Source organism: Flavobacterium helocola (assembly GCF_038289885.1).
GTDB classification, from domain to species: domain Bacteria; phylum Bacteroidota; class Bacteroidia; order Flavobacteriales; family Flavobacteriaceae; genus Flavobacterium; species Flavobacterium cheniae.
The window spans coordinates 103,784-129,153 of sequence record NZ_JBBYHT010000003.1; the positions used below are offsets into that span (position 1 = coordinate 103,784).

Annotated in this window: 23 protein-coding genes; 21 read left to right on the forward strand and 2 right to left on the reverse strand. The window is 31.8% G+C overall.

Features of this window, described 5'->3' with window-relative positions; translation table 11 throughout:
• Positions 1-1,330 precede the first annotated feature (1,330 nt).
• Genes AAEO58_RS07700 through AAEO58_RS07710 form a run of 3 tightly spaced genes read left to right on the forward strand, consistent with a single transcriptional unit; the run spans position 1,331 to position 4,205 of the window.
• Complete coding sequence (locus AAEO58_RS07700; protein ID WP_341682891.1) at positions 1,331-1,933, forward strand: sugar transferase; 603 nt, start codon at positions 1,331-1,333, stop codon at positions 1,931-1,933.
• A 16-nt stretch (positions 1,934-1,949) separates the two neighbouring features.
• Complete coding sequence (locus AAEO58_RS07705; RefSeq protein ID WP_341682892.1) at positions 1,950-3,083, forward strand: aminotransferase class I/II-fold pyridoxal phosphate-dependent enzyme; 1,134 nt, start codon at positions 1,950-1,952, stop codon at positions 3,081-3,083.
• 12 nt (positions 3,084-3,095) lie between these two features.
• Positions 3,096-4,205 carry a polysaccharide biosynthesis protein gene (locus AAEO58_RS07710; protein ID WP_341682893.1) on the forward strand — a complete coding sequence of 370 codons (1,110 nt, stop codon included), beginning with the start codon at positions 3,096-3,098 and terminating at the stop codon, positions 4,203-4,205.
• Here AAEO58_RS07710 and AAEO58_RS07715 read toward each other — a convergent pair whose 3' ends face one another.
• Together AAEO58_RS07715 and AAEO58_RS07720 are read right to left on the reverse strand one after the other, a co-directional pair.
• Positions 4,206-4,940, reverse strand: a complete 735-nt coding sequence (locus AAEO58_RS07715; RefSeq protein ID WP_341682894.1) for a tyrosine-protein phosphatase — start codon at positions 4,938-4,940, stop codon at positions 4,206-4,208.
• 524 nt (positions 4,941-5,464) lie between these two features.
• A complete protein-coding gene (locus AAEO58_RS07720; protein WP_341682895.1) occupies positions 5,465-6,235 on the reverse strand; it encodes a hypothetical protein in 771 nt (256 codons plus the stop codon).
• Positions 6,236-7,694: 1,459 nt separating this feature from the next.
• On the opposite strand from AAEO58_RS07720, the gene AAEO58_RS07725 reads away from it, so the two are divergent.
• From AAEO58_RS07725 to AAEO58_RS07810, 18 genes are all read left to right on the forward strand, one after another.
• On the forward strand, positions 7,695-8,552 hold the full coding sequence (locus tag AAEO58_RS07725; protein WP_341682896.1) for an ABC transporter permease: 858 nt from the start codon (positions 7,695-7,697) through the stop codon (positions 8,550-8,552).
• Between the two features lie 780 nt (positions 8,553-9,332).
• Positions 9,333-10,592 (forward strand): ABC transporter ATP-binding protein, encoded by a 1,260-nt coding sequence (locus AAEO58_RS07730; RefSeq protein ID WP_341682897.1) that lies wholly within the window; start codon positions 9,333-9,335, stop codon positions 10,590-10,592.
• 11 nt (positions 10,593-10,603) lie between these two features.
• Positions 10,604-11,389: an FkbM family methyltransferase gene (locus AAEO58_RS07735; RefSeq protein WP_341682898.1), complete on the forward strand. Its 786-nt coding sequence runs from the start codon at positions 10,604-10,606 to the stop codon at positions 11,387-11,389.
• A complete protein-coding gene (locus tag AAEO58_RS07740) occupies positions 11,386-12,459 on the forward strand; it encodes a DegT/DnrJ/EryC1/StrS family aminotransferase (RefSeq protein ID WP_341682899.1) in 1,074 nt (357 codons plus the stop codon). Before AAEO58_RS07735 ends, AAEO58_RS07740 begins: the two co-directional genes overlap by 4 nt.
• Positions 12,459-13,157 (forward strand): WbqC family protein, encoded by a 699-nt coding sequence (locus AAEO58_RS07745; protein WP_341682900.1) that lies wholly within the window; start codon positions 12,459-12,461, stop codon positions 13,155-13,157. Before AAEO58_RS07740 ends, AAEO58_RS07745 begins: the two co-directional genes overlap by 1 nt.
• 2 nt (positions 13,158-13,159) lie before the next feature.
• Positions 13,160-13,795, forward strand: a complete 636-nt coding sequence (locus AAEO58_RS07750) for a class I SAM-dependent methyltransferase (protein ID WP_341682901.1) — start codon at positions 13,160-13,162, stop codon at positions 13,793-13,795.
• A gap of 5 nt (positions 13,796-13,800) precedes the next feature.
• Entirely contained in the window at positions 13,801-14,454 is a 654-nt protein-coding gene (locus tag AAEO58_RS07755; protein WP_341682902.1) for an acetyltransferase, read from the forward strand.
• A 1-nt stretch (position 14,455) separates the two neighbouring features.
• Entirely contained in the window at positions 14,456-15,379 is a 924-nt protein-coding gene (locus AAEO58_RS07760) for a glycoside hydrolase family protein (RefSeq protein ID WP_341682903.1), read from the forward strand.
• On the forward strand, positions 15,342-16,343 hold the full coding sequence (locus AAEO58_RS07765) for a glycosyltransferase (protein ID WP_341682904.1): 1,002 nt from the start codon (positions 15,342-15,344) through the stop codon (positions 16,341-16,343). Before AAEO58_RS07760 ends, AAEO58_RS07765 begins: the two co-directional genes overlap by 38 nt.
• On the forward strand, positions 16,340-17,248 hold the full coding sequence (locus AAEO58_RS07770) for a glycosyltransferase (RefSeq protein WP_341682905.1): 909 nt from the start codon (positions 16,340-16,342) through the stop codon (positions 17,246-17,248). The genes AAEO58_RS07765 and AAEO58_RS07770 overlap by 4 nt, the downstream gene beginning before the upstream one ends.
• 29 nt (positions 17,249-17,277) lie before the next feature.
• A complete protein-coding gene (locus tag AAEO58_RS07775; RefSeq protein ID WP_341682906.1) occupies positions 17,278-18,171 on the forward strand; it encodes a glycosyltransferase family 2 protein in 894 nt (297 codons plus the stop codon).
• Positions 18,172-18,374: 203 nt separating this feature from the next.
• On the forward strand, positions 18,375-19,181 hold the full coding sequence (locus tag AAEO58_RS07780; protein WP_341682907.1) for a glycosyltransferase family protein: 807 nt from the start codon (positions 18,375-18,377) through the stop codon (positions 19,179-19,181).
• A gap of 2 nt (positions 19,182-19,183) precedes the next feature.
• Positions 19,184-20,068: a glycosyltransferase family A protein gene (locus AAEO58_RS07785; RefSeq protein WP_341682908.1), complete on the forward strand. Its 885-nt coding sequence runs from the start codon at positions 19,184-19,186 to the stop codon at positions 20,066-20,068.
• 36 nt (positions 20,069-20,104) lie between these two features.
• Positions 20,105-21,031 carry an NAD-dependent epimerase/dehydratase family protein gene (locus AAEO58_RS07790; RefSeq protein WP_341682909.1) on the forward strand — a complete coding sequence of 309 codons (927 nt, stop codon included), beginning with the start codon at positions 20,105-20,107 and terminating at the stop codon, positions 21,029-21,031.
• A gap of 3 nt (positions 21,032-21,034) precedes the next feature.
• Positions 21,035-22,075, forward strand: a complete 1,041-nt coding sequence (locus AAEO58_RS07795) for a glycosyltransferase (RefSeq protein ID WP_341682910.1) — start codon at positions 21,035-21,037, stop codon at positions 22,073-22,075.
• Positions 22,076-22,155: 80 nt separating this feature from the next.
• On the forward strand, positions 22,156-23,340 hold the full coding sequence (locus AAEO58_RS07800) for a glycosyltransferase family 4 protein (RefSeq protein WP_341682911.1): 1,185 nt from the start codon (positions 22,156-22,158) through the stop codon (positions 23,338-23,340).
• 4 nt (positions 23,341-23,344) lie between these two features.
• Complete coding sequence (locus AAEO58_RS07805; RefSeq protein WP_341682912.1) at positions 23,345-24,490, forward strand: glycosyltransferase family 4 protein; 1,146 nt, start codon at positions 23,345-23,347, stop codon at positions 24,488-24,490.
• Positions 24,490-25,368: a glycosyltransferase family 2 protein gene (locus tag AAEO58_RS07810; protein WP_341682913.1), complete on the forward strand. Its 879-nt coding sequence runs from the start codon at positions 24,490-24,492 to the stop codon at positions 25,366-25,368. The genes AAEO58_RS07805 and AAEO58_RS07810 overlap by 1 nt, the downstream gene beginning before the upstream one ends.
• The last annotated feature ends 2 nt before the right edge of the window (positions 25,369-25,370 follow it).

Below are 25,370 nucleotides of genomic sequence, written 5' to 3' on the forward strand. Positions count from 1 at the left end.
CGAATGTTGAATTTTGATTAACGAATTTTGAATGTTGAATTTTTTGGAACACAGATTGGAGGAATTGGATTAATTTTAAAAATTAGTTTCACATGATTGTCACCCTGAGCGGAGTCGAAGGCTGATGGAAATGTTTTACACAGAGATACACGGAGATTTTTTTGAAGTGGATTTTGTTGAGAGAGATGCATGGAGGCGTTGCACTTTTTTTGGTTTCAAGTTTGAGGTTTTCGAATGTTGAATTTTGATTAACGAATTTTGAATGTTGAATTTTTTGGAACACAGATTGGAGGAATTGGATTAATTTTAAAAATTAGTTTCACATGATTGTCACCCTGAGCGGAGTCGAAGGCTAATGGAAATGTTTTACACAGAGATACACGGAGATTTTTTTGAAGTGGATTGTGTTGAGAGAGATGCATGGAGGCGTTTCACTTTTTTTGGTTTCAAGTTTCAGGTTTCAAGTTTCAAGTTTTCGAATGTTGAATTTTGATTAACGAATTTTTGAATGTTGAATTTTTTGGTACACAGATTGGAGGAATTGGATTAATTTTAAAAATTTGTTTCACATGATTGTCACCCTGAGCGGAGTCGAAGGCTGATGGAAATGTTTTACACAGAGATACACGGAGATTTTTTTGAAGTGGATTTTGTTGAGAGAGATGCATGGAGGTGTTTCACTTTTTTTGGTTTCAAGTTTGAGGTTTTCGAATGTTGAATTTTTTGGAACACAGATTGGAGGAATTGGATTAATTTTAAAAATTTGTTTCACATGATTGTCACCCTGAGCGGAGTCGAAGGCTGATGGAAATGTTTTACACAGAGATACACGGAGATTTTTTTGAAGTGGATTTTGTTGAGAGAGATGCATGGAGGCGTTTCACTTTTTTTGGTTTCAAGTTTGAGGTTTTCGAATGTTGAATTTTGATTAACGAATTTTGAATTTTGAATTTTTTGGAACACAGATTGGAGGAATTGGATTAATTTTAAAAATTTGTTTCACATGATTGTCACCCTGAGCGGAGTCGAAGGCTAATGGAAATGTTTTACACAGAGATACACGGAGATTTTTTTGAAGTGGATTTTGTTGAGAGAGATGCATGGAGGCGTTGCGCTTTTTTTGGTTTCAAGTTTGAGGTTTTCGAATGTTGAATTTTGATTAACGAATTTTTAATTTTTTGGAACACAGATTGGAGGAATTGGATTAATTTTTAAAATTAGTTTCACACGATTGTCACCCTGAGCGGAGTCGAAGGCTAATGGAAATGTTTTACATAGAGTCATTTCACTTTTTTATTGAACTTGATTTTTGAATTTGACTTGAATATATATGTATCAAAATAGAATAAAAATAGTATTGGATAAAATAGGCGCATTGTTGGCTATTTTGTTATTAAGTCCGATTTTTATTTTGATTACTTTGTTGCTTCTTTTTTTGCAAAAACAAGTTTTTTTTATTCAAACACGGGTTGGAAAAAATCAAAAACGATTTGCTATTTATAAATTCCAAACCATGTCAGAAGCACGAGATGCTGAAGGGAAATTATTACCTGATAATGCTCGTATTTCATCAATCGGAAAATTTCTTCGAGCTACTTCTTTAGACGAATTACCTCAATTACTTAATGTTTTGAAAGGCAATATGAGTTTGGTTGGGCCAAGGCCTTTACTCCCGGAATATGTTCATTTGTATTCCGATTATCAAAATCAAAGACATCAAGTGTTGCCTGGAATAACAGGTTACGTACAAGTAAAAGGGCGAAATGCTTTGACTTGGGAAGCCCGTTTTGACTTAGATGTGTATTATGTGCAACATATTTCTTTTCTTTTTGATTGTAAAATACTATTTTTAACCTTTATTACCGTTTTCGATTTTAAAAAGACGCATCCACAAAAAGGTATTTCAATTGAACCTTTTGAAGGGCAATGGTAATTAGTAAAAAGCAGTTATGAATCCAAAACAAATCCTTTTATCGCCACCTCATATGGGAGGAACTGAGCAAGATTATATTGCTCAGGCTTTTCAAGATAATTGGATTGCACCTGCAGGACCTCATATTGACTTATTTGAAAATCGTTTAGCTGATTTCTTAGGAGAAAATACTCAGGTTGCTGCTTTGCAATCAGGAACAGCGGCCATTCATTTGGGATTACAACTTCTTGGTGTGCAAAATGGTGATGAAGTTTTGTGTCAAAGTCTAACCTTTGTGGCATCTGTAAATCCCGTTTTATATTTAGGAGCAACACCTGTTTTTGTGGGAAGCGAAAATGAGACTTGGAATATGTGTCCCGATGCCTTGGAAAAAGCAATTTTAAATCGATTAGAAAATGGCATTCAACCAAAAGCGATTCTGCTTGTGCATTTATACGGAATGCCTGCTAAAATGAACGAAATTGTAAGGCTTTCAAAAAAATACAACATTCCCATTTTAGAAGATGCAGCGGAGGCATTGGGAAGTACTTATCATGGGAAACTTTGTGGGACTTTTGGGGATTTCGGAGTTTTATCTTTCAACGGCAATAAAATCATTACGACTTCAGGTGGTGGTGGTTTGATTTGTCATTCAGAAACAGCTAAGCAGAAAGCTATATTCTGGGCAACACAAGCTAAAGAAGCAGCAGCCCATTACGAACATAAACAAATGGGGTATAATTACCGAATGAGTAATATTTCGGCAAGTATTGGTTTGGGGCAAATGGAAGTGCTTTCAAAGCATATCCAATTAAGACGCCAAAATCATGCGTTCTATCAACAATTTTTTGATACTATTCCACAAGTTACTTTGCATCAGGAACCTAACGAAAACTTTAATTCGAATCATTGGCTGAATGTAATTCAATTAGCTTCATTCGAACAAAGAGAGGCGCTTCGTTTGTATTTAGAACAGCACCAAATTGAGTCAAGACCCGTTTGGAAACCGATGCATTTACAGCCATTATTTCAGAACAATCTGTATTTTGGAGATCATTTGGAAACAGAATTATTCAATAACGGATTGTGTTTGGCTTCCGGTTCTAGTTTGTCTGCTGAAGATTTGAATCGTATCAGAACGGCATTAGAATTGTTTTTTAATAAACTGTAATTTACTGAAAAAATGACTAAAGAACGAAAATTTCAGATAGCAGGATTATTAGAAACGCCACAAGCGTTATTTCATAAAGAACAACTATTACAGCAAGTCACTGGAAAAACAATTTTAGTTACAGGGGCTGCTGGTTCCATTGGAAGTGAAATAGTAAAGCAGCTATTGCAATATATTCCGGAGAAAATACTTTTAGTAGATGTGGCTGAAATGCCTTTGCATAAATTGTGTTTGAAATTAGAAGGCATTCAAAAAGTAACCGAATTGATTCCGTATTTGGTAGATATTAAGGATGAAAATTTAATGCAACCTATATTTGCAACGCATCAACCAGAAATTGTATATCATGCAGCGGCAAATAAACACGTACCCCTTTTAGAAGGATTTCCTTATCAAGCCATTCAAAACAACGTCTTAGGAACTAAAATCGTTGCTGATTTGGCTATTGCGTTTCATGTTAAGACCTTTCTTTTTATTTCAACGGATAAAGCGGTGAATCCAAGCAGTATTATGGGGGCAAGTAAGCGAATAGCTGAACAATATATTCAAGCAGTAAATGAAATAAGCTCTGACTCCAATTTTATCATTACTCGTTTTGGTAATGTTTTTGGTTCTAGCGGTTCTGTTGGGCCTATTTTTAGTAGACAAATTAAAGTAGGTGGACCTGTTACGATAACCCATCCTGAAATGGAGCGTTATTTTATGACGCTTACGCAAGCCTGTGAATTGGTTTTAGAATCGGGTGCTATGGGAAAAGGAGGCGAAATCTTTATGTTTGACATGGGAGAACCTATCCGAATTGAAGATTTAGCACGTCAGATGATTATAGCAGCAGGACTTATTCCAGAGAAAGACGTTAAAATCGAATGGATTGGGCTAAGACCGGGTGAAAAATTACAAGAAGATTTAACTACCGAATATGACATTTTAGTTGAAACAACTCATTCAAAAATCAAATGGGTACAGTCTAAACGAAATTATCAAAATACTAAAAAAATAAAAGAAATTAATTATTTTTTACTCCATCTTTCAAGCAGGCAAGAAGTTGAAATTGTTAAAGAGATGAAACGTTTAGTTCCAGAATTTAAGAGCAGAAATTCTGCTCATGCAACTTTAGATTAATTATAGGAAAAAAATATTTTTCTCCATTACTTCCGTAATTTTCTCTCCGTTGTTAAATGCTAATTTATTCTGAAATGCTTTAATGTGATTTTGATGATGAATGTCAGAACCTGTAAAATCATAAAGATCATTTTTTAAAAGATAATCAGATATTTCGGCTACATTTTTTCCATAATACCCAACTGTTGATAATAGGTTCAACTGAAATAAACAGCCTGCTTTTTTCAGTTTTGCAAATTCTTTTTTATTGGAATGAAAGTAATTGTAACGCTCCGGATGTGCTAAAACCAATTGATATCCTTTTAGTTGTAACTCAAAAAGAAAATCATATAACTGAATTGGCGCATTCAAATACGACATTTCAATTAGTATAAAATTATCTTTCAGTGTAAGTAGTTTTTCTTGCTGTGCTAAACGTATTAAATTTTCATCCAAAAAATATTCTGAGGCATATTGAAGTGCTACTTGTTTCGAAAGTTCTGGTAATTCACTATGGACTAAATTGTAAGCATCACCAATTGAGTTGGTAGTATTATCCCATACATTTTTCATGGTATGCGGTGTGGTAATCACTTTTGAAAAACCAAAATCAATCATCGACTCCAATAAAAACTCAGCATCTTTAATTTTTTGAGCCCCATCGTCTATTCCTGGTAAAATATGAGAATGAATATCGACATATCCTGATGGAATTAATTCGGCTAATTTAGGTTTAGATTTGAAAAACGATAACATGATTTGGAATTTAGGGCAAAAATACGAAATATTTTGTTATTGGTTTTTTAGGAACACAGATTTAAGAAATAAAAAAATGAGTAGAGGTTGAGGTTTGAAGTAAAAAATAAAGCTCTAGTAATCCTAATACCACTTAGGTTACTTTGAATGTTTTTTTGTTTCAGGTTTCAGGTTTAAAGTTTCAGGTTTCAGGTTTCAGGTTTGGAATTTTACTCACACGATTGTCACCCTGAGCGAAGTCGAAGGCTAATGAAAATAGTTTTTTACTTCGACAGTTCGCTATCACTATGGTCACAGATGCACGGAGATTTTCTTTAAGTGGGTTGTGTTGAGAGAAGTTCTCAGAGATGTTTCACTTTTGAGAGATGGGGAGATGGGGAGATTGGGAGATGGGGAGATGGGGAGATGGGGAGATTGGGAGATTGGGAGATTGGGAGATTGGGAGATGGTGATTGGGAGATTGGTGGATTGGGGGATTGGAAACTCTGACAGAGTTTTAACTCAGTCAGAGTTGGTGGTGTGGATTACTTTTTTTGATTAAAGTTTTTGATTCCTATTATGGTGGTGGTGTTCCATTTTTTGTGGAGGGGTTTGGTTTTTCTTCTTTCTTTATTGGAGAAGCCTATGTAAATAAATGCTATCCATAAATCTTTTGTTTTGAGTTCGCTAATTTTGAACTCTAAAGATGCTTCTGTATTTGTTTTTTCTAAAGTGATTTCGTTGCTGTAATGGTTTTCGAATTTATCTTCTGTGTAATTCCAATTGGCTATAGCTAATTGAAAATGAATTTGGTTGGCTTCGGGTTCGGGCCAATTGATGTCTTTTTCTGTATTGATTGAAGGTAGATTGATTTTATTTTGTTTCCAATCGTAAGTAATTTTTTTCTTCAAGACTTTATTTAATGGTCTTAGTTTGTTACCATCAAAATTGAGGAGTATTTCTTCTAGCTCTGGAATTTGGATTCCAATTTCTAGTTTTCTTTCACCTCTTTTGTTTGTTGTATCTTCTTCTACAATTTCGAAAAGTAATTGGTTCACTCTTCCGGCGAACGATACTTCTTTAGCTTTGTCATAGAATTGTTTCGCTAATAGGCGAAAAACTCTTGCTTTACGGACACAACTTCCAAATTCCGTTGCGTGTTCTCTGATGGGATCAAAGATGGGATTGTTTGCGAATTGCTCTTTAGAAATTCCAGAATTCCCCTTTAATCTTACTAAATTTTGCCCCGATGATTTGAAAAAATTCAAATCGTCAATTGTGCCTTCGATTTCGAAAGGTGCTGTTACTTTTGCCATGATTTATTTATTTTATAGTTTCCTTTAAAATTACAACTGGATTTTGATTTATGCAAGACACGATTTGGTGCGATTTGGTGCAATTTGGTTGACTTTTGGGTGTTTTTTTTGAGTGGAGGCGCGTGTTTGGGGTTTTGGGGTTTTGGAGATTGGGAGAATGGGGGAGTGGGAGATTGGGGGAGTGGGAGAGTGGGAGACTGGGAGACTGGGAGATTGGGAGATTGGGAGAGTGGGAGATTGGGAGAATGGGGGACTGGGGGACTGGGAGATTTGTACGCGGATGAAACTGATTTGCTAAAGCAAAGCGCAGATGTTGGCGGATTTTTTGAAACACATAGACACATTAGTTACGTTTTGTGTGTATTAAGGGCGTTGCACTTGACATAAATCACTATAGATTTCCTATTTCAGGTTTGGAGCACAAAGTTGCACGAAGTTTATCACAAAGTTGCACGGAGGGTTTTTGAAGTGGATTGTGTTGAGATTGGCACGCGGATGAGACGGATTCGCTAATGGGAAGCGCAGATGTTGGTGGATTTTTTTTTGAAACACGTAGTTGCATTAGTTTGGCTTTGTGTGTATTAAGGGCGTTGCACTTGACATAAATCACAATAGATTTCCTATTTCGGGTTTGGAGCACAAAGTTGCACGAAGTTTATCACAAAGTTGCACGGAGGGTTTTTGAAGTGGATTGTGTTGAGAGAGTTGGAAAAGGGAAAAGGGAAAAGGAGATTTTTCTAATGGAAATGATATAAGTAAAAGTTGTAAGAAGTGATTGTCCCCTTGAGGTCCCGATAGCTATCGGGATTAGGGGTGTAGCGGGGTGATTTAACCGCAGATTAACGGATTTTTTAAACCGCAAAGTGCGCAAAGTTATTTCGCAAAGACACAAAGAATTTCTGTTTTGTTTTTCATGCTGATGTCGTCTTAGCATCTCTTTTATAAACTTTTCACCACAATCTAATTAAACTTTAAAAAACTTATATGACTTATATGGTTTAATTTTTTGTTTTTAGCCACGGATTAAGGGATTATGAGGATTTTGCACAGAGCTGCACGGAGATTTCTTGAAGTGGATTGTGATGAGAGAGATACACAGAGGCGCTACGCTTTATTTTTTTGTTTCAAGTTTTACTCACACGATTGTCATCCTGAGCGGAGTCGAAGGCTAATGGAAATAGTTTTGCACAGAGCTGCACGGAGATTTTTTTGAAGTGGATTGTGATGAGAGAGAGATACACAGAGGCGCTACGCTTTATTTTTTTGTTTCAAGTTTCGGGTTTCAAGTTTCAAATTGATTTTTGATCTTGCCCTTGCCCTTGAATTTTCTCCTTGCTCTTGCCCTTACCTCTAAAATTTAAAATAGACTTTACTTGATAAAATTTGTCCATCCACTAAAAAAGTTTAAATTTGACCGCTAAGTCTTGTAAAGTAAGACTTTTATAATAATTTGGTATAAATGAATCAAAAAAATACTACAGCGGAGCATTGGGATTCTGTAATTAAATCTAAACATTCTCTTTTTGATATTAATCTAAAAGAACTTTGGCATTACCGCGATTTGTTGGTATTGTTTGTGCGACGAGATTTTGTTACGGTTTACAAACAAACGTTACTTGGACCGTTATGGTTTTTTATACAGCCTTTATTGACTACAATTACGTTTACAATAATTTTTGGAAATGTAGCGCAATTGTCTACTGATGGTGCACCAAAAGTAGTTTTCTACATGGCAGGAATCACACTTTGGAATTATTTTTCGACTTGTTTAACTTCAGTATCAGGTGTTTTTAACGCTAATGCAGGTATTTTTGGGAAAGTATATTTTCCAAGATTAATCATGCCATTAACGATTGTGATTTCCAATTTGATGAAGTTTGGGGTGCAGTTTTTATTGTTCGTGGGCTTTGTGCTGTATTTTACATTCCAAAATCAAATACAACCCAATAATTGGATTATGTTGACTCCTTTGATTATTGTATTAATGGCATTAATTTCCATGGGAATAGGTTTAATTTTATCATCCATGACTACAAAATATAAAGATTTGAATCAGTTAATTGGTTTTGGTGTGCAGTTGTTTATGTATGCTACTCCGGTTATCTATCCAAGTTCAACGGTGCCTTTAGATTATCAGTGGGTCGTGGAGCTAAATCCATTAGTAGGTTTGTTTGATTATATGCGATTTGCCTATTTAGGTGTTGGTGAGTTTACGATTTTAGATTTAGTTTATCCATCCATATTTTCTATAGTAATTTTAGCGATTGGAGTTTTGGTGTTTAACAAGACGCAGAAGACTTTTATGGATACGGTGTAGAGGAGACTGGGAGACTGGGAGACTGGGAGACTGGGAGATTGGGAGACTGGGAGATGAGGAGACTGGGAGATTGCGGTTAAAGAACGATTTGTTCACTATGCCAAGTGAAACGACTAAAATTAGCACAAAGAAAAACTATTGTGTCTATGTGTTTAAAAAATATCAAATATTGAATTTTGATTAACGAATGTTGAATGTTGAATTTTTTACACAGAGATACACGGAGGTTTTTTGAAGTGGATTGTGTTGAAAAGAGATGCACAGAGACGTTTCACTTTTTAGAGACTGGGAGACTGGGAGATTGTGGTTAAAGAACGATTTGTTCACTATGCCAAGTGAAACGACTAAAATTAGCACAAAGAAAAACTATTGTTTCTATGTGTTTAAAAAATATCAAATATTGAATTTTGATTAACGAATTTTGAATGTTGAATTTTTTACACAGAGATACACGGAGGTTTTTTGAAGTGGATTGTGTTGAAAAGAGATGCGCAGAGGCGTTTCACTTTTTAGAGACTGGGAGATGAGGAGACTGGGAGATGAGGAGACTGGGAGATTGTGGTTAAAGAACGATTTGTTCACTATTCCAAGTGAAACGACTAAAATTAGCACAAAGAAAAACAATTGTGTCTATGTGTTTAAAAAAATTAAAGTTGATTTTTGAACTTGCGTTTGAACTTGAATTTGAAAAAATAATTAAAATATTGTCACTTCGAGCGAAGTCGAGAACTAATGAAAGCCTTCGACTTCGCTCAGTCTGACAAGAAGAGGTATAATAAAATGAGTAAAGTAGTAATAAAAGCAGAAAACATCTCCAAACAATACCGTCTTGGACTCGTAGGAACGGGAACCGTGAAAGACGATATGAAACGTTGGTGGTACAATTTGCGTGGCAAAGAAGACCCCTTTTTAAAAATTGGTGAAGCCAATGATAGAAGCAGCAAAGGTGAAAGCGATTACGTATGGAGTTTACGCGACATTAATTTCGAAATCAACCAAGGCGATTCTGTTGGAATTATTGGACGTAATGGAGCTGGAAAATCTACTTTATTAAAAATATTAAGTCAAGTAACCCAACCTACAACGGGTAAAATTTATACCAAAGGGAGAATTGCTTCTTTGTTAGAAGTAGGAACGGGTTTTCATCCTGAAATGACCGGAAGAGAAAATATTTATTTGAACGGAGCAATCTTAGGTATGCGCAAGCACGAGATTACCAAAAAATTTGATGAAATTGTGGCTTTTTCGGGAGTAGAGCGTTACATTGATACACCTGTAAAACGTTATTCCTCTGGAATGTACGTGCGTTTGGCTTTTGCAGTAGCAGCTCATTTAGAATCGGAGATTTTAATTGTAGATGAGGTGTTGGCAGTAGGCGACGCCGAGTTTCAAAAGAAGTGTTTAGGTAAAATGAACGACGTAAGTAAAGGGGAAGGAAGAACGGTGTTGTTTGTGAGTCATAATATGGCGGCGGTGAAGAGTTTATGTAATTCGGGCATTGTTTTAAAAAATGGAAGTATGTCCTTTCAAGGAACTGCCGAAAGTGCTGTTGCTCAATATTTATCCGGTGAATCTGATAGTTTGAATCATAAGAAATTTGGGAATGATTTCGATTTTGAAACACTTAAAATAAATGAAATAAGTATTAATCCTAAAGGTTTAACTTCCGATGAAATTCTAGACGAATACCATGAGTTAGAATTCCAAACGCATATTAATATTAAAACACAGCCTGAGCGATTACATTTGACTTATGTGTTAAAAGACAGTAATGGAGAAGCGTTGTTTACATTTTCAACTTCTGGAGTTACACCATTCAGAAAAGGAAATAATCATTTAGTTTGCTCTTTTCCAAAAGGGTTTTTAAATATTGGAAATTATTACTTAGATTTATATATTATTGAGGATGCTAAAAGAGCTGTTTTTCACGAACCAGATATTATGGCTTTTACAATACAAGAAGGTCCAAGACCACTTGGAGGATGGATGGGAAGAGAACCTGGATTTATTAAACCTGTTTTTGAATGGGTTAATTTATAAAATTTACAATTTTGAAAAAGATAATTAAAAAAATAGCAATTAAATTTTTTAATCCAATAGCAAAAAGGTTGGGTTATGTAAGAGGACAGCAAATAGTTTATGCAAAAGAGGCTTTTGAAAAGAATTCACTTTTAGAAATCTTTTTTGACAATATTAAACAGATGGGATTTACTCCCAAACACATTATTGATGTAGGAGCTAATCATGGGACTTGGACTCGTGAAACATTAAAGTATTTTCCAGAGGCATATTATACATTAATAGAACCACAAGAATGGTTAAAACCGTCTTTACAAGATATTTTAGACTCCAATTCAAAAGTTACATTTAATGCAGTTGGAGCAGGAGACAAATCAGGATCATTTATGTTTACCATAGTTAATCGAGATGATAGTTGTTCTTTTAGATATACAGAAGAAGAAGCAAAAGCTGGAGGGTTCAAACAAGTGGAAATCCCTATCGTTACATTAAACGAAATAGTGGCAAAAAATGCAACTTTACCTTTTCCTGATTTAGTTAAGATCGATGCAGAAGGTCTAGATATTAACGTATTAGAGGGCGCTTCTGATTTGATGGGAAAAACTGAGGTTTTTTTAGTTGAAGCCGCGATGTTTTGCAAAGAATTTGATAATACTTTGTTAAAAATGGTAGATTACATGGACAAAAAAGGGTATTCTTTATTTGAAATTACCGATTTAAACCGTCCGTTCCAACCACAAGTTTTATGGTTAGTAGAATTAGCGTTTGTCAAAAAGCAAGGAATTATAGATTCTTATAAAATGGATTTAGCTATATGATTAACGTAACCAAAACTTTTTTTCCTCCTATAGAAGAATATCAAGAACAATTGCAACGCATTTGGAAAAACCAATGGTTAACAAATCGCGGAGAATTGGTATTAGAACTAGAGGAAAAACTAAAAAACTACTTATCAGTTGATCATATATTAGTTACCAATAACGGTACTATTCCCATTCAAATTGCTTTAAAATTATTGGGCAATGGAGGTGAAATTATAACAACTCCTTTTAGTTATGTAGCTACTTCAGCAGCTATCGTGTGGGAAAATTGCACGCCTGTTTTTGTAGATATTCATCCCGAGTATTTAACAATTGATGAAACTAAAATTGAAGCGGCGATTACCGATAAAACAACAGCTATTTTAGCTACACATGTTTTTGGGAATCCTTGTCATGTAGAGGCGATTGAAGCCATTGTAAAAAAATATAATTTAAAAGTAATCTACGATGCAGCTCATGCCTTTGGCGTAAGCTATAACGGAACCTCTATTTTTGAATATGGCGATGTAAGCACCTGTAGTTTTCATGCTACGAAGTTGTTTCATACAGGCGAGGGAGGGGCTTTATTTGCTAAAGATCCTAAATTACAGCATCAGTTGTTTTACAGTCATAATTTTGGTCATGATGGTCCCTTAGCATTTCATGGTTTAGGAATCAACGGAAAAATATCAGAATTGCATGCCGCTATGGGATTAGCGGTTTTACCTCACATGGAAACTATCTTAGCCGAACGAAAAAGAGTTGTAGATTTTTACAATCAAAACTTAGATGTTACTAAAGTGCAAACTTTGAAAATAAGAGAAAATACCCAGTGGAATTATAGTTATTATCCTGTTCTTTTTGAAAACGAGCAAAAATTGTTAGAAACTATCGAAAAATTAAATCAAATAAATGTTTTCCCTAGGCGCTATTTTTATCCTTCGCTTAATCAAGTTCCATATGTAGATAAAGTAGATATGCCAGTTTCTGAAGATGTTGCTTCACGAATTGTATGTTTACCTTTATATGTTGGATTAGATGAAAATGATTTAAAGCGAATTGTTTCAACTATTAACAGTACATTATAATGAAAGTTTCCATAATGCAACCTTATTTTTTTCCATACATTGGATATTTTCAATTAATAGCGAATTCTGATGTATTCGTAATTTACGATGATGTGAATTTTATAAAAAAAGGTTGGATTAATAGAAATTCTATTTTAGTGAATAATACTTCCTATTTGTTTAGTATGCCACTTCAAAATGTGAGTCAGAATAAACTAATCAATGAAATATTTATCTCTGATTTAGATAAATGGAAGATGGATCTTTTAAAAACCATTAGTTCTTCCTACAAAAAAGCACCTTTTTACCAAGATGTATACCCACTTATAGAGAAAATAATTAGCTTTGATGAATTAAATCTAGCTATATATATTCAAAATTCAATTCAAAACTTGTGTGCGTATTTAAACATAAACACGAAGTTAATAATGTCCTCTGAAATTGTTAAGAATAATGGGTTAAAAGGTGAGAACAAAATTATTGATATTTGCCTTCAATTAGGAGCAAATCAATATGTTAATGCTATTGGTGGGTTTGAATTATATACAAAAGAAAATTTTCGAGTAAAGAATATAGATTTAAAATTTATTAAATCTGAAGATATAGTATATCAGCAATTTAAAAATGAATTTAAACCATGGTTATCTATTATTGATGTAATTATGTTTAATTCAGTTGAAGATACAAGAATGTTATTAAATAAATTTGAATTAATTTAGTTATGAAAAAACCTTATAACAACATAATTACTCACTACGAAGAATGTTTAGAGAAACATGGGGATACTCATTTAGGTGTGGATTGGCCTAAGATAGAAGATGTTGACAAAAGATATAAGGTTATGTTAGATATAATTAAGTTTGATGAACTAAATTTAACCACCTCTAAATTATTGGATTTTGGATGCGGAACAGCTCATTTATTAGAGTATATAAATAAGAATCAGTATTCAGATATTAAATATTCAGGATTAGATATTTCTCAAAAATTTGTTGATGTAGCGCAAAATAAATTTCCTGATATCGATTTTTATTGCAGCGATATTCTTGAAAATGAATCTAGCATACCAACTTTCGACTACATTGTTATGAACGGCGTTTTTACAGAAAAGCGAGAATTAACTTTTGATCAAATGTGGGAGTATTTCACAAAATTGTTAACATTAGTTTACGAAAAATCTTCAAAAGGTATTGCATTTAATGTGATGTCAAAAAATGTGGATTGGGAAAGAGAAGATTTGTTTCATGTATCTCATGATTTGCTAAGTGATTTTTTATGTAAAAATTTATCACGAAATTATATCATAAGAAATGATTACGGCTTGTATGAATATACAGTTTATGTTTTAAAAAAATAATCAAGATGGCAAAAGTTATTATTTTCGGAATTCAGGATTTTGCAGAATTAGCACATTATTATTTGGAAAATGATTCTCATCATGAAGTAGTAGCATTTTGTGTAAATGCAAAATATATCCCAGAAGCTAAGAATTTTAAAAATTTACCAATAGTATCTTTTGAAACTGTTGAAAAGATATATCCTCCATCAGAATATGATTTTTTTGCACCAATGTCTCCTCAGCAAATGAATAGATTACGTGAAAAAGTATATAATGATATCAAACAAAAAGGATATAAACTCATAAGTTATATAAGTAGTAAAGCGACTACCTTTGATAATGCTATTGGTGATAATTGTTTTATTTTAGAAAACAACACGATTCAACCTTTTTCAACAATTGGTAATAATGTTATTTTGTGGAGTGGAAATCATATTGGACATCATTCTGTTATAAAAAATCATGTAATGTTTACGTCACACGTTGTTTTATCCGGACATTGCGTTGTTGAAAATTATTGTACTTTAGGCGTTAATGCAACTATTAGAGATGGAGTTACCATAGCGGAGGGGACATTTGTAGCTATGGCTGCTAGTATTATTAAAAATACAGAGCCTTGGGGATTGTATAAAGGAAATCCTGCAATTAAGTCTGAAAAATCAACAAAAGAGTTGTAAAATGTGGATTAAGAAAGGCAATATATATAATGTTAATGGACAATTTGATTGGAATAAAAGCCATGCTCAAGTGCCTGTAGTTGATTTATTGGAAGACAGAATTAGAGTGTATTATTCTACAAGAGATGTATCAGGTAGAAGTAATGTTTCTTACATAGAAGTTGAAAAAAATAATCCTGAAAAAATTATTTATGAACATACCGCACCATTATTTGAATTAGGTAATTTAGGATCATTTGATGACTCCGGAATAATGCCATCATCAATTATAACTGTTGGAAATAAGAAATACCTTTATTATATTGGTTGGACTACAAGAGGAACTGTTCCTTTTCAAAATGCTGTCGGATTAGCCATTAGTGAGGATGGAGGTAAAGTGTTTAAAAAGCTTTCTGAAGGACCAATAATTTCAGTAAATTTTATTGAACCGTATTTTTCTGGGACTTCTTTTGTTACTTTTGAGGATGATATTTTCAAAATGTGGTATTTATCCTGTATCAAGTGGGAAAAATTTGACGGCAAACCAGAACCAATCTATAATATAAAATATGCTGAATCAGTAGACGGTATTACTTGGAATCAAACAGGAAAAGTTGCAATTGAATTAAATGATGATGAAGGCGGATTAGTAAGCGCAGCAGTAATTAAGGAAGATGGTAAATACAAAATGTGGTTTGGAAAAAGAAAAAAATCGGATTATAGAAATAACATCACGAACAGTTATAAAATAGGTTATGCTGAATCATTAAATGGAAAGGATTGGGTTAGAAAGGACGATAAGGCTGGTATTGATATATCAAGTGAAGGTTGGGATTCTGAAATGATATCCTATCCGTATGTTTTTAAAAATGACAATAATTTAATAATGTTGTACAATGGTAATGGATTTGGAAAAACTGGATTTGGATATGCAGTCTGGGAATAAAGCGCCTCTTTTATCAATTTGGATGGTTACTTATAATCAAGAACTATACATTGAAGAGGCAATAGAATCTGTTATGATGCAAAAAACCAACTTTAATTATAAATTATACATTGGAGAAGATTTATCAAATGACAAAACTCGTGAAATTTGTATTAAACTTAAAGAAAAGTACTCAAGTAGAATTGAACTTTTTTTGAATGAAATAAATGTTGGAGGAACTCAAAATGCATTGCGGATATACAAACATTGTTTTAATAGCGGAACCAAATACGTTGCATTATTAGAAGGCGACGACTATTGGACCGATCCTTACAAACTCCAAAAACAAGTTGATTTTTTAGAAGCTAATCCAGATTATGTTTTAAGTTTTCATAAAATTAAAATTTTAAAACCTAATGGAGAGCTGGTAGATGATTTTATCACTAAGGTTCCTGAAAACTATGAAACTCAAGAAACTTTGGCAAGATTAGGAAATTATATTCATACACCTTCGGTAGTTTTTAGAAATGTGCTCAAAGAATTACCAAAAGAATTTTCTATAAGTCCAATAGGTGATTATTTTTTGTATATGCTATTGTCAGAACATGGTAAATTAAAGTATTTAGAGGAAGAAATGGCGGTTTACAGAGAAGGAGTTGGAATATGGAGCGCTAAAACAGAGTATTTCAGAAATTTGAAAACAGCTCAAACACATGCTTTAATTGTGAGTGCTATGTCAAAATTTACTGTAACAACAAAAATAGTAAACGCAAGAATATCTAATTTTATAGAAAAGTTTAAAAATGAAATATCTCCTTCAGATTTATCACTTTTAAATACTTGTAAAGCCGTTGAAGAAGAAATTTTTTGTACTTTATTGAGAGACAAAGTCCCAACAATAAATAATTCAACTATAGATGCATATACTTCTAAACAACTAATAGCAATTGTTTTTAAAAGAATTAAGAAAAGGTTACTAAAATGAATAAACCATTAGTTTCTATTTGTATTCCTACTTATAACGGTCAGAAGTTTATAGCAGAGGCTATGGATGCTGCTATTAAACAAACGTATAGACCATTAGAAATTGTAGTTTCTGATGATGCTTCAAAAGATGCAACCCTTGAAATAATTAAATCGTTTCAAAATAAAACAGATATTCCCATTCATATCTTTACTCATAAACCATCGGGTATAGGGGCCAATTGGAACCATAGTATTAAAAAGTCTAATGGGGAATACATAAAATTTTTATTTCAAGATGACACAATGGAGTCAAATTGTATAGAAAAAATGGTAAAATATGCCGTTAAAAGCAACAATATTGGGTTAGTTTACTCTAAAAGAAATTTTATATATAATGAAAATGATAAAAAAAATATAGAATGGATTAAATTATTTGGGAATCTCCATTTACGTTGGCATAAAAACAATATTGTTGATGGAAAGATAAACAAAGGAGTCGATTTGCTTAAAGATGATAGTTTACTTTCATTTCCAGAAAACAAAATTGGGGAACCAACAGCAGTTTTGTTAAAAAAAGAAGTATTTGAAAAGGTGGGTTATTTTTCTGAAAATTTAAGACAAACTTTAGATATAGAATTTTGGTATCGATTAATGAAACATTATGATATTATTTTTATAGATACAAAGTTAGTTAGTTTTAGATTACATGAAATGCAAACAACTTCTGTTAATAAGAATGAAAAGTTAAATGAAGAGGATTTGTTTTTAAAAAGCATGTATGATAATTTATTCTGGAAGTTATCGCTTTCAACAAAAATAAAATTGTTTTTTAAGTTTCATCTAATAGGAAGATTTCCTAAAAAAGTATTTAATTTAGCTAAAAGAATTAAAAGAAAATTATTACTTACAAGTGGTAATTCATAAATCGTTATAATCTCTTGGAACGTTAATGTATGTTAGCTATAATTATCCCGTTTTACAAACTTACTTTTTTTGAAGCAACGTTACAATCGCTAGCGAATCAAACAGATAAACGTTTTAAAGTTTACATAGGTGATGATGCAAGTTCTGAAGATTGTACATTTCTGTTGCAAAAATTTGAAGAACATTTTGATTTTATTTACCATCGTTTTGAAACCAATTTAGGCGGAACTAGTTTAACGCAGCAATGGGAACGTTGTATCGCGCTTTCTAAAAATGAAGAGTGGTTAATGATTTTAGGCGATGACGATGTTTTGGGAGAAAATGTAGTTGAGGAGTTTTATAAGCAATATCATTATTTTCAAAACAGTAGTAATGTTGTTCGTTTTGCTACACAAAGTATAGATAATATAAATAAAAAGGTTTCAAAAGTTTTTTTACATCCAGTTTGGGAACAAGCGGCTACATCTTTTTATAGAAAATTTAAGGGTTTGTCTAGAAGTTCGCTTTCTGAATATATTTTCACAAGAAATTCTTTTACTAAATTTCACTTCAAAAACTATCCTTTAGCTTGGCATAGCGATGATTTAGCTTGGATAGATTTCTCAAATAAAAAACCTATATATTCAATAAATGAAGCTATAATTTCAATAAATGTTTCTGACTTAAGTTTGTCAGGAATGAATACTAATTTGAATTTAAAAAATGAAGCTTCACTACAGTTTTATGAAGATATTATTCGTAATAAACTTTCTCAGTTCTCAAAAAAACAGTCTTTAGATTTGCTGATGCGTTATGAAATTGAAATTAAAGAGATTAGGAAAGTGAAAATTTCGGAATGGCTTTTATTGTTAAAAGGTTATATTAAAAATTTTCAATTAATTTCATTTTTAAAGTTAACAAGAAGAATTTTAATTTCACTTTAGTAAGTATTAGTATTATTATTGAGTGATTAAAAATAAAACAAACTAAATTAGAACATACAAAATAGTGAAGTATAAAGACTAACCACTTTTTTTAGCTATATTTTAGGTTTTAAAAACCAAGTGTGGATCAAGTTTTAAATTTGGAAAATTGAAATTAAAAAAAGGGAAGAGAAATTAATAAGAAGTAAAAAACAACTAAAGCAATGAAACAACGATTAAAGCGTATTTTTCTGTTTATAAAACATTACTTGCTTTTGTTTTACAATACCTATTTCAACTCAATTACTAAAGCACAAAATAAAAATTACAAAAATATACCCATCATAATTATAAGTTTTAACCAGTATTTTTATTTAAAACAATTAGTAGATTTCTTAATTCGAAATGAATATACAAATATTGTTATTGTAGATAATAACTCATCTTATCCACCTTTGTTAAAGTATTTTGAAGAAATTAAAAAGGAGGTTGCTATTCACAGACTAAAAACAAATGAAGGGCATATGGTGTTTTGGAAAAATAAAGAAATTTTCGAGAAATATAGTAAAGGCTATTATGTTATTACAGATTCTGATATAGTTCCAGTTTCAAATTGTCCCCATGATTTTTTATCCTATTTTAAAAGCGTATTGGACGCAAAACCCTTTATATCAAAAGTAGGTTTCAGTTTAAAAATAGATGATATACCTGAAACTAATTTTAATAAACAAAAAATAGTAGATTGGGAATCTAGATTTTGGACTGTAAAAGATAAAAATGATAATTATATAGCACCAATTGATACTACATTTGCAATTTATAAACCAAATTCCTATCACGTTGCTGAAGATCAGTTTTATAAAGCTATAAGAGCAAAATATCCTTACATGGCTTCACATGGTGGTTGGTATGTAGACACAGCTAATTTAAATGAAGAGCAAAGTTATTACTACAAGTTAGCCAGCTCATCTAGTTCTTGGAAACCTAATGCAAATGGTATAGTAGAAAAATCATTATATAATAAAAAATAGTAATGCTAGCAATTGTCATACCTTATTATAAAATCAATTATTTTGAAGAAACTTTAAAATCTTTATCCAATCAAACAGATAAAAGGTTTAAAGTATACATTGGAAACGATGCTAGTGAAAATGATCCTGAAGAAATTATCGAAAAATATTCAAGCACATTAAATTTAGTATACAAAAAGTTTAATGATAATTTAGGAAGTATTTCACTTGTACAACAATGGAATAGGTGTTTAGAATTATTGGAGGATGAAGAATGGGTTATGATTTTAGGTGATGATGATGTTCTATCTGATAATGTAGTCGAATCTTTTTATGAAAAGGAGGGAAAATTTAAAAATACAATTTCAGTTGTAAGATTTGCAACCTACAAAATAGATGAAAAAAGTGAAATTTATTCAGACTTATACACGAATCCAGAAATTGAGAAAAGTTCAGATATATTAGTATATCAAAAGAGAAGTTCATTAAGTGAATATATCTTTAGTAGAAAAAAAATAGATACAATCAAATTTAAAGAATTTCCCTTAGCCTGGTATTCCGATTTACTGGCAGTTTTAGAATTTTCAGAATTTGGGAATATTTTTTCCATTAATTCGGCTCATCTAAAAATTAGAATTTCACCCAATAGTATTTCAGGTAAAAATGATAATTTGGCTAAAAAAGAAGAAGCTAAATTTTTATTTTACAAATACCTGCTTGAAAAAGTAAAAGGTAAGATAAATAAGCAAACAATCATAGTAATAGAAGATAAATGGAATAAAGTTTACCTCAATGATAAAAAAAGAGTGGATAGGTTGTGCTATATCATCCTGCTTTATCTTAGAAAAGGTAATTTTAAAGCTATTTTTAAATTATTTAATTCAATAATTATAAAAAATCAAAACTAAATATTTAGTTTTGATTTTTTATAACAACTTAATAGTATGCAAAATATATTAATTACAGGAGGAGCAGGAAATGTAGCAAGCGCTTTAGCAAGAAAACTGGCTGAAGATGCAAATAATTTTATCGTAATTGTTGATAATCTTTCTACAGGAAGTTTGAATAAAATTCCAAATTTACCAAATGTAAAATTTATTAAAGCAAATGTAAACGTTTACAATGATATTGTGCCTATTTTTGGTAGGTATAGTTTTGATTATGTCTTTCATTATGCAGCAATGGTGGGGGTTAAGCGAACGCTAGAAAATCCTATTTCGGTTTTGGAAGATATTGAAGGGATTAAAAATATTTTATCACTATCTAAAAATTCAGGAATTAAGAGAGTCTTTTATTCTAGTTCTTCTGAAGTGTATGGTGAGCCTTTTGAAATTCCTCAAAACGAGAAAACAACCCCACTAAACTCAAGATTACCGTATGCTATTGTAAAAAATGTGGGAGAAGCTTTTTTTAAATCCTACTATCAAGAATATGGATTAGAATATACCATTTTTAGATTTTTTAATACCTATGGGCCTAACCAAAGTGAAGATTTTGTGGTGCCTAAATTTTTAAAAGCCGCATTAGCTAATGAACCAATTTATTTATATGGCAACGGTTTACAAACGCGTTCTTTTTGTTTTGTAGAGGATAACGTTGATACCTGTGTGAAGACATTAAATGAAAACCTATGTGTAAATGACGTTATAAATGTAGGCAGCGATTTAGAACAAACAATCTTATCTTTAGCACAAACAATTATAAAACTTACAAATTCAAAAAGTGAAATTATCCATCTGCCACCTTTAGAAGAGGGCGACATGGCAAGAAGATGTCCCGATACTTCTAAAATGAAACAAGTTTTAGGTAGAGATTTAATCACTTTAGAAGAAGGATTGTTAAGATTAATCGACTTTTATAAAAACAACTAAGCCATGAGAAAAGGAGTAAATCCTACTAAAGGAGGAAAACTCATATCTAAGGAAGAATGCCATCATAGGATAATTATTCCAGTGCATATACCAAATGAAGAAGGATATTTCAAAGATGCTTATAAAATTTTTGAATTATGCTTGTTTTCAGTAATAAAAACGGCTGTTTCAAATATAAAAATCTCGGTAATAAGTAATAAGTGTTGTGATGAGGTAAACGCTAAGTTGCTTCATTTGTATGAACAAAAACACATCAATGAACTCATTATTGAACAAGACGGTATTGGTAAAATTAATAGTGTTTTAAAAGCAATAAGAACTTCTGAAGAAAGATTAATAACAATAACAGATGCCGATGTTTTGTTTTTGAATAATTGGGAAAATGAAGTAGCAACTGTTTTTAAAGCATTTCCAAAAGCTGGGGCGGTCTGTCCAGTGCCAGTTTATAGAAAACATTTAGATTTAACCGGAAATATATGGTTTGATAACTTTTTTTCTAAAAACATACAATTCAGACCGGTAAAAAATCCAAATGCACTTGAAATGTTTGCAAAAAGTGTAGGTTGGGAATATTTAGAACCGGATTGGAAAGATGTAATAGGAACAATTAAAGCCAAAAATGATACTATTGCAGTACTAGGATGTTCCCATTTTGTGGCCTCTTATAAAAGAGAAGTTTTCGAAGAATTACCTAAAGAAAACTCTATATACTTAGTAGATGGAAATAGTGAATTCCTTTATACAGACGAACCTGTTTTGAAAATGGGTGGGTACCGATTAGCTACAAATGATAATTTTGCCTATCATTTAGGAAATGTTTTTGAAGATTGGATGCAAAAGGAGTTTTCAAGTTTAAAAACAGTTGAAAAGTCAACAATTGATTATTCCCATTTTAGAAAATTAAAAAAGAGTCCTTTTAACTATTTCATCACAGAAAAAGTGTTCAAAAGAATTTTTAAAAGCAAATTTGTAGTGAGAAAAATTTTAAAATATAAAGGATTAACAAACACGCAAGTGTTTAATTTTTTGGATAAAAAATATTAATTGAAATGATAAAATTTTTCTGCTTGATGGTGATACAATGCTAAGCTGTTAAGTTTCCAAAATATGATAAATATAAAACAATGAAGAATTTGAAAAGCATAATTAAAAAGGGTATAAATACAATTTATGCGCTATTTAATTATGCTTTTTTTTTGAGAAAAGATGTTCGTAAAATTAAAAATTGCGAATGTTTATTTTTCTTTCCTTACTATCATACCGGTGGTGCCGAAAGAGTTCATGTAAATATTTTGAAAGCTATTGAAAATAAAAATTGTGTTGTCATTTTTACAATGGGTTCAGCAACAAAGAGTTTTTATGATGCATTTAAAAATACGGCCGAAATTATTGAGTTGAATCCAATCCTAAATAAACGAAATAAATGGATAAATGCCCATTTACAAAAAAGTATTATTGATGCCATTAATCAAAGTAATAGCATAGAAAATGTTTTTGGATGTAATACTTCGTATTACTATCAAATACTATCAAGACTAAGTAAAAAAATAAAAAAAATAGATTTATTTCACGCTTTTGAAGAAAATGATTCTAGAATTTTAGATGTTGTAAATTCAGCAAATACAATTCATAAAAGAATTGTTATCAGTTTAAAGGCTAAAAGCGATATTGTTGAATTTTATAAATTACACCAAGTAAATCCTCAGCTCATAAACAATATTGAAGTGATTCAAAATGGAATTGAATTAACTGAAGCAACGTACTCTAGTAAAAATGAGAGTGCTATTAAAATTGGATTTGTAGGAAGATGGTCTGCAGAAAAAAGACCAGAATTATTCCTTGAAATTGCTAAAAGAATAAATACTCAAGTTTCTAATATTGAGTTCGTAATGGCAGGAACAGGTATGAAAAGTAATATCGATTTAATTAAGAATGCAAAGGTTTCTTTTTTAGGTGAAATTACAGATAAAGAAAAAATGATAGAATTATATAAATCATTGCATTTTGTTTTGGTAACTTCTGTTTATGAAGGATTTCCAATGGTTATGATGGAAGCAATGGCATATGGTGTTATTCCAATTTCAACAAATGTAGGAGGAATTAAAGAGCACATTACGAATAATACAAATGGTTTACTAATCGATGAAACTAATGAAGAAGAAATAATCAATTTGTTTTGTGAACAAATTTTAAATCTTTTAAAAGATCCGACAGTTAAAGATAGAATTTCAAAATCCGCTTTTAATTACGCTTCAGAACATTTTGGTATAGATAAATTTAATCAATCGTATAAAAACATATTTTCGTAATCAAATGAAAATCCTATTAGTTTCCATACCCAATCATCATTTTTTTCAATGGGCAAACCAGTTGAAAGAGGCTGGGCATGAGGTGCATTGGTTTGATATTACCGATGGAGCTGGATTTTCCGATAAAATTAATTGGGTTACTCAATATGCAGGTTGGAAATTAAGATGGAATTTCCCATTTCGACACCGATTAAAGAAACAATTTCCCTCATTATATCAATCCATTCAAAACATTAACGAGCGTTCTGTATCGTCAACTTTTAATCGTTTGGTTACTAATTTGCAACCCGATGTAATTCATGTGTTTGAAATGCAATTGTCGGGTCATCCCATTTTTTCTGTTTTAGAACAACATACAAGCATTCCATTAATCTATTCTTCTTGGGGAAGCGATATGTTTCAATATGAACGATTAGGTCTGACTACCCCTTTTGTGAAAAAGTTTTTAAATCGAGTGGATTATTTAATTACTGATTGTAACCGAGATTATAAAAAAGCTTTGCAGTTGGGGTTTAAAAATAAGTTTCTAGGGGTGTTTCCCGGAAATGGCGGAGTAGATTTTATAAAAGAAGCCATTTTAGCTCCATCTGCTAGAGCTACCATTATGGTAAAAGGTTACGAAGATGGCGTTGGAAAAGCTTTAGTTGTATTACGAGCCATTGCAAATTATGCACCACAAGTATTGGATTGTTATAAGTTACTTGTATATAGTGCTGATGAAGTTGTGGTGCAATATTTAAATTCTTCTTCATTTTATAAAAAACATAACATATCTGTTTTTTTAAGGTCAAGTTATATCCCCAATAATCAAATAATTACTTATATGGGGCAAAGTGTATTGCATATTGCAAATAGTGTCTCCGACGGCATGCCTAATGTTGTTTTAGAAGCGATGGGAATGGGTGCTTTTCCTATTCAATCCAATCCAGGACACGTAACAGAAGAAGTAATAACCCATCAAAAAAATGGTTTGTTAATATCCTCTCCAGAAAGCGAAGAAGAAATTGCGCACCATATCACTATAGCTTTAGCTAATTTACCTATGCGTGAAGCAGCTCAAGAATATAACACATCGTACATGCACAATCATTATGATAGGCAACAACTTAAAGCAAAAATAGTAGCTTTGTATTCTCAAATATTTAATTAATGGAGTTTTCTTATCTCATTGTAACCCATGGTCGTGTAGTTGATTTAAGTCAAACGTTAAAGGTTATTTACCCTACGTTAGATGTAAACAAAGATGAAGTGTTGGTTTATATAGACGCTTGTGAGTCAACTGAGCAAATTCGAGATCAATTTCCTTGGGTGCGATGGTTCTCTGGTCATAAGCGTATTTCAGCTTCACCTGCTAGAGCCTTTTTGTATCCGCAAGCAAAAGGTAAGTATCTAATTGGTTTAGATGATGATGCTCATATTATTACATCAGATTATAAAGAAAAGATACGCGCCTTATTTGTTCAACCTAAAATAGGTGTTCTGGCTTTTAAAGAAGTAAAAGGTATCTTTTCTAATGATGATGAAGCTTTGTCAAAAGTTGAGAATAAATCAAAATTTTATGAAACCAATGATTTTATCGGTTGCGGTTTTGCTATTAGAAAGGATGTCTATGATGCCACACGAGGTTTTCCAACTTGGATTGATATTTACGGAGAAGAGCCTTGTTTGTCTTTAGAAGTTATGGATATAGGATTTGAATTGTGGTTTACAAATCAGATTGCGGTAAATCATCGGGTAGATTTAGTGAAAAGAAAATTACAAGGAAAAAATTATTTTCGCTTTCAAAAACAGTTGCAAAATTCCTTCTTTATTTTTTTAAATTACTACCCTAAGCCTTTACTTCCAATAGTAAAGCTTTTGTTTCATAATCTCAAAAAGTATGGGCTTAAGGATATTACTTATATGAAGTTGTATATTCAAGCATTAAAACATATTTTTGTTAATTACAGGCAAAAAAAACAATTCAGAAAGCCTGTTACTGATGCTGTTTTACAAAAAATTAGAACGAGTAAACCTTTATCTTACTAATT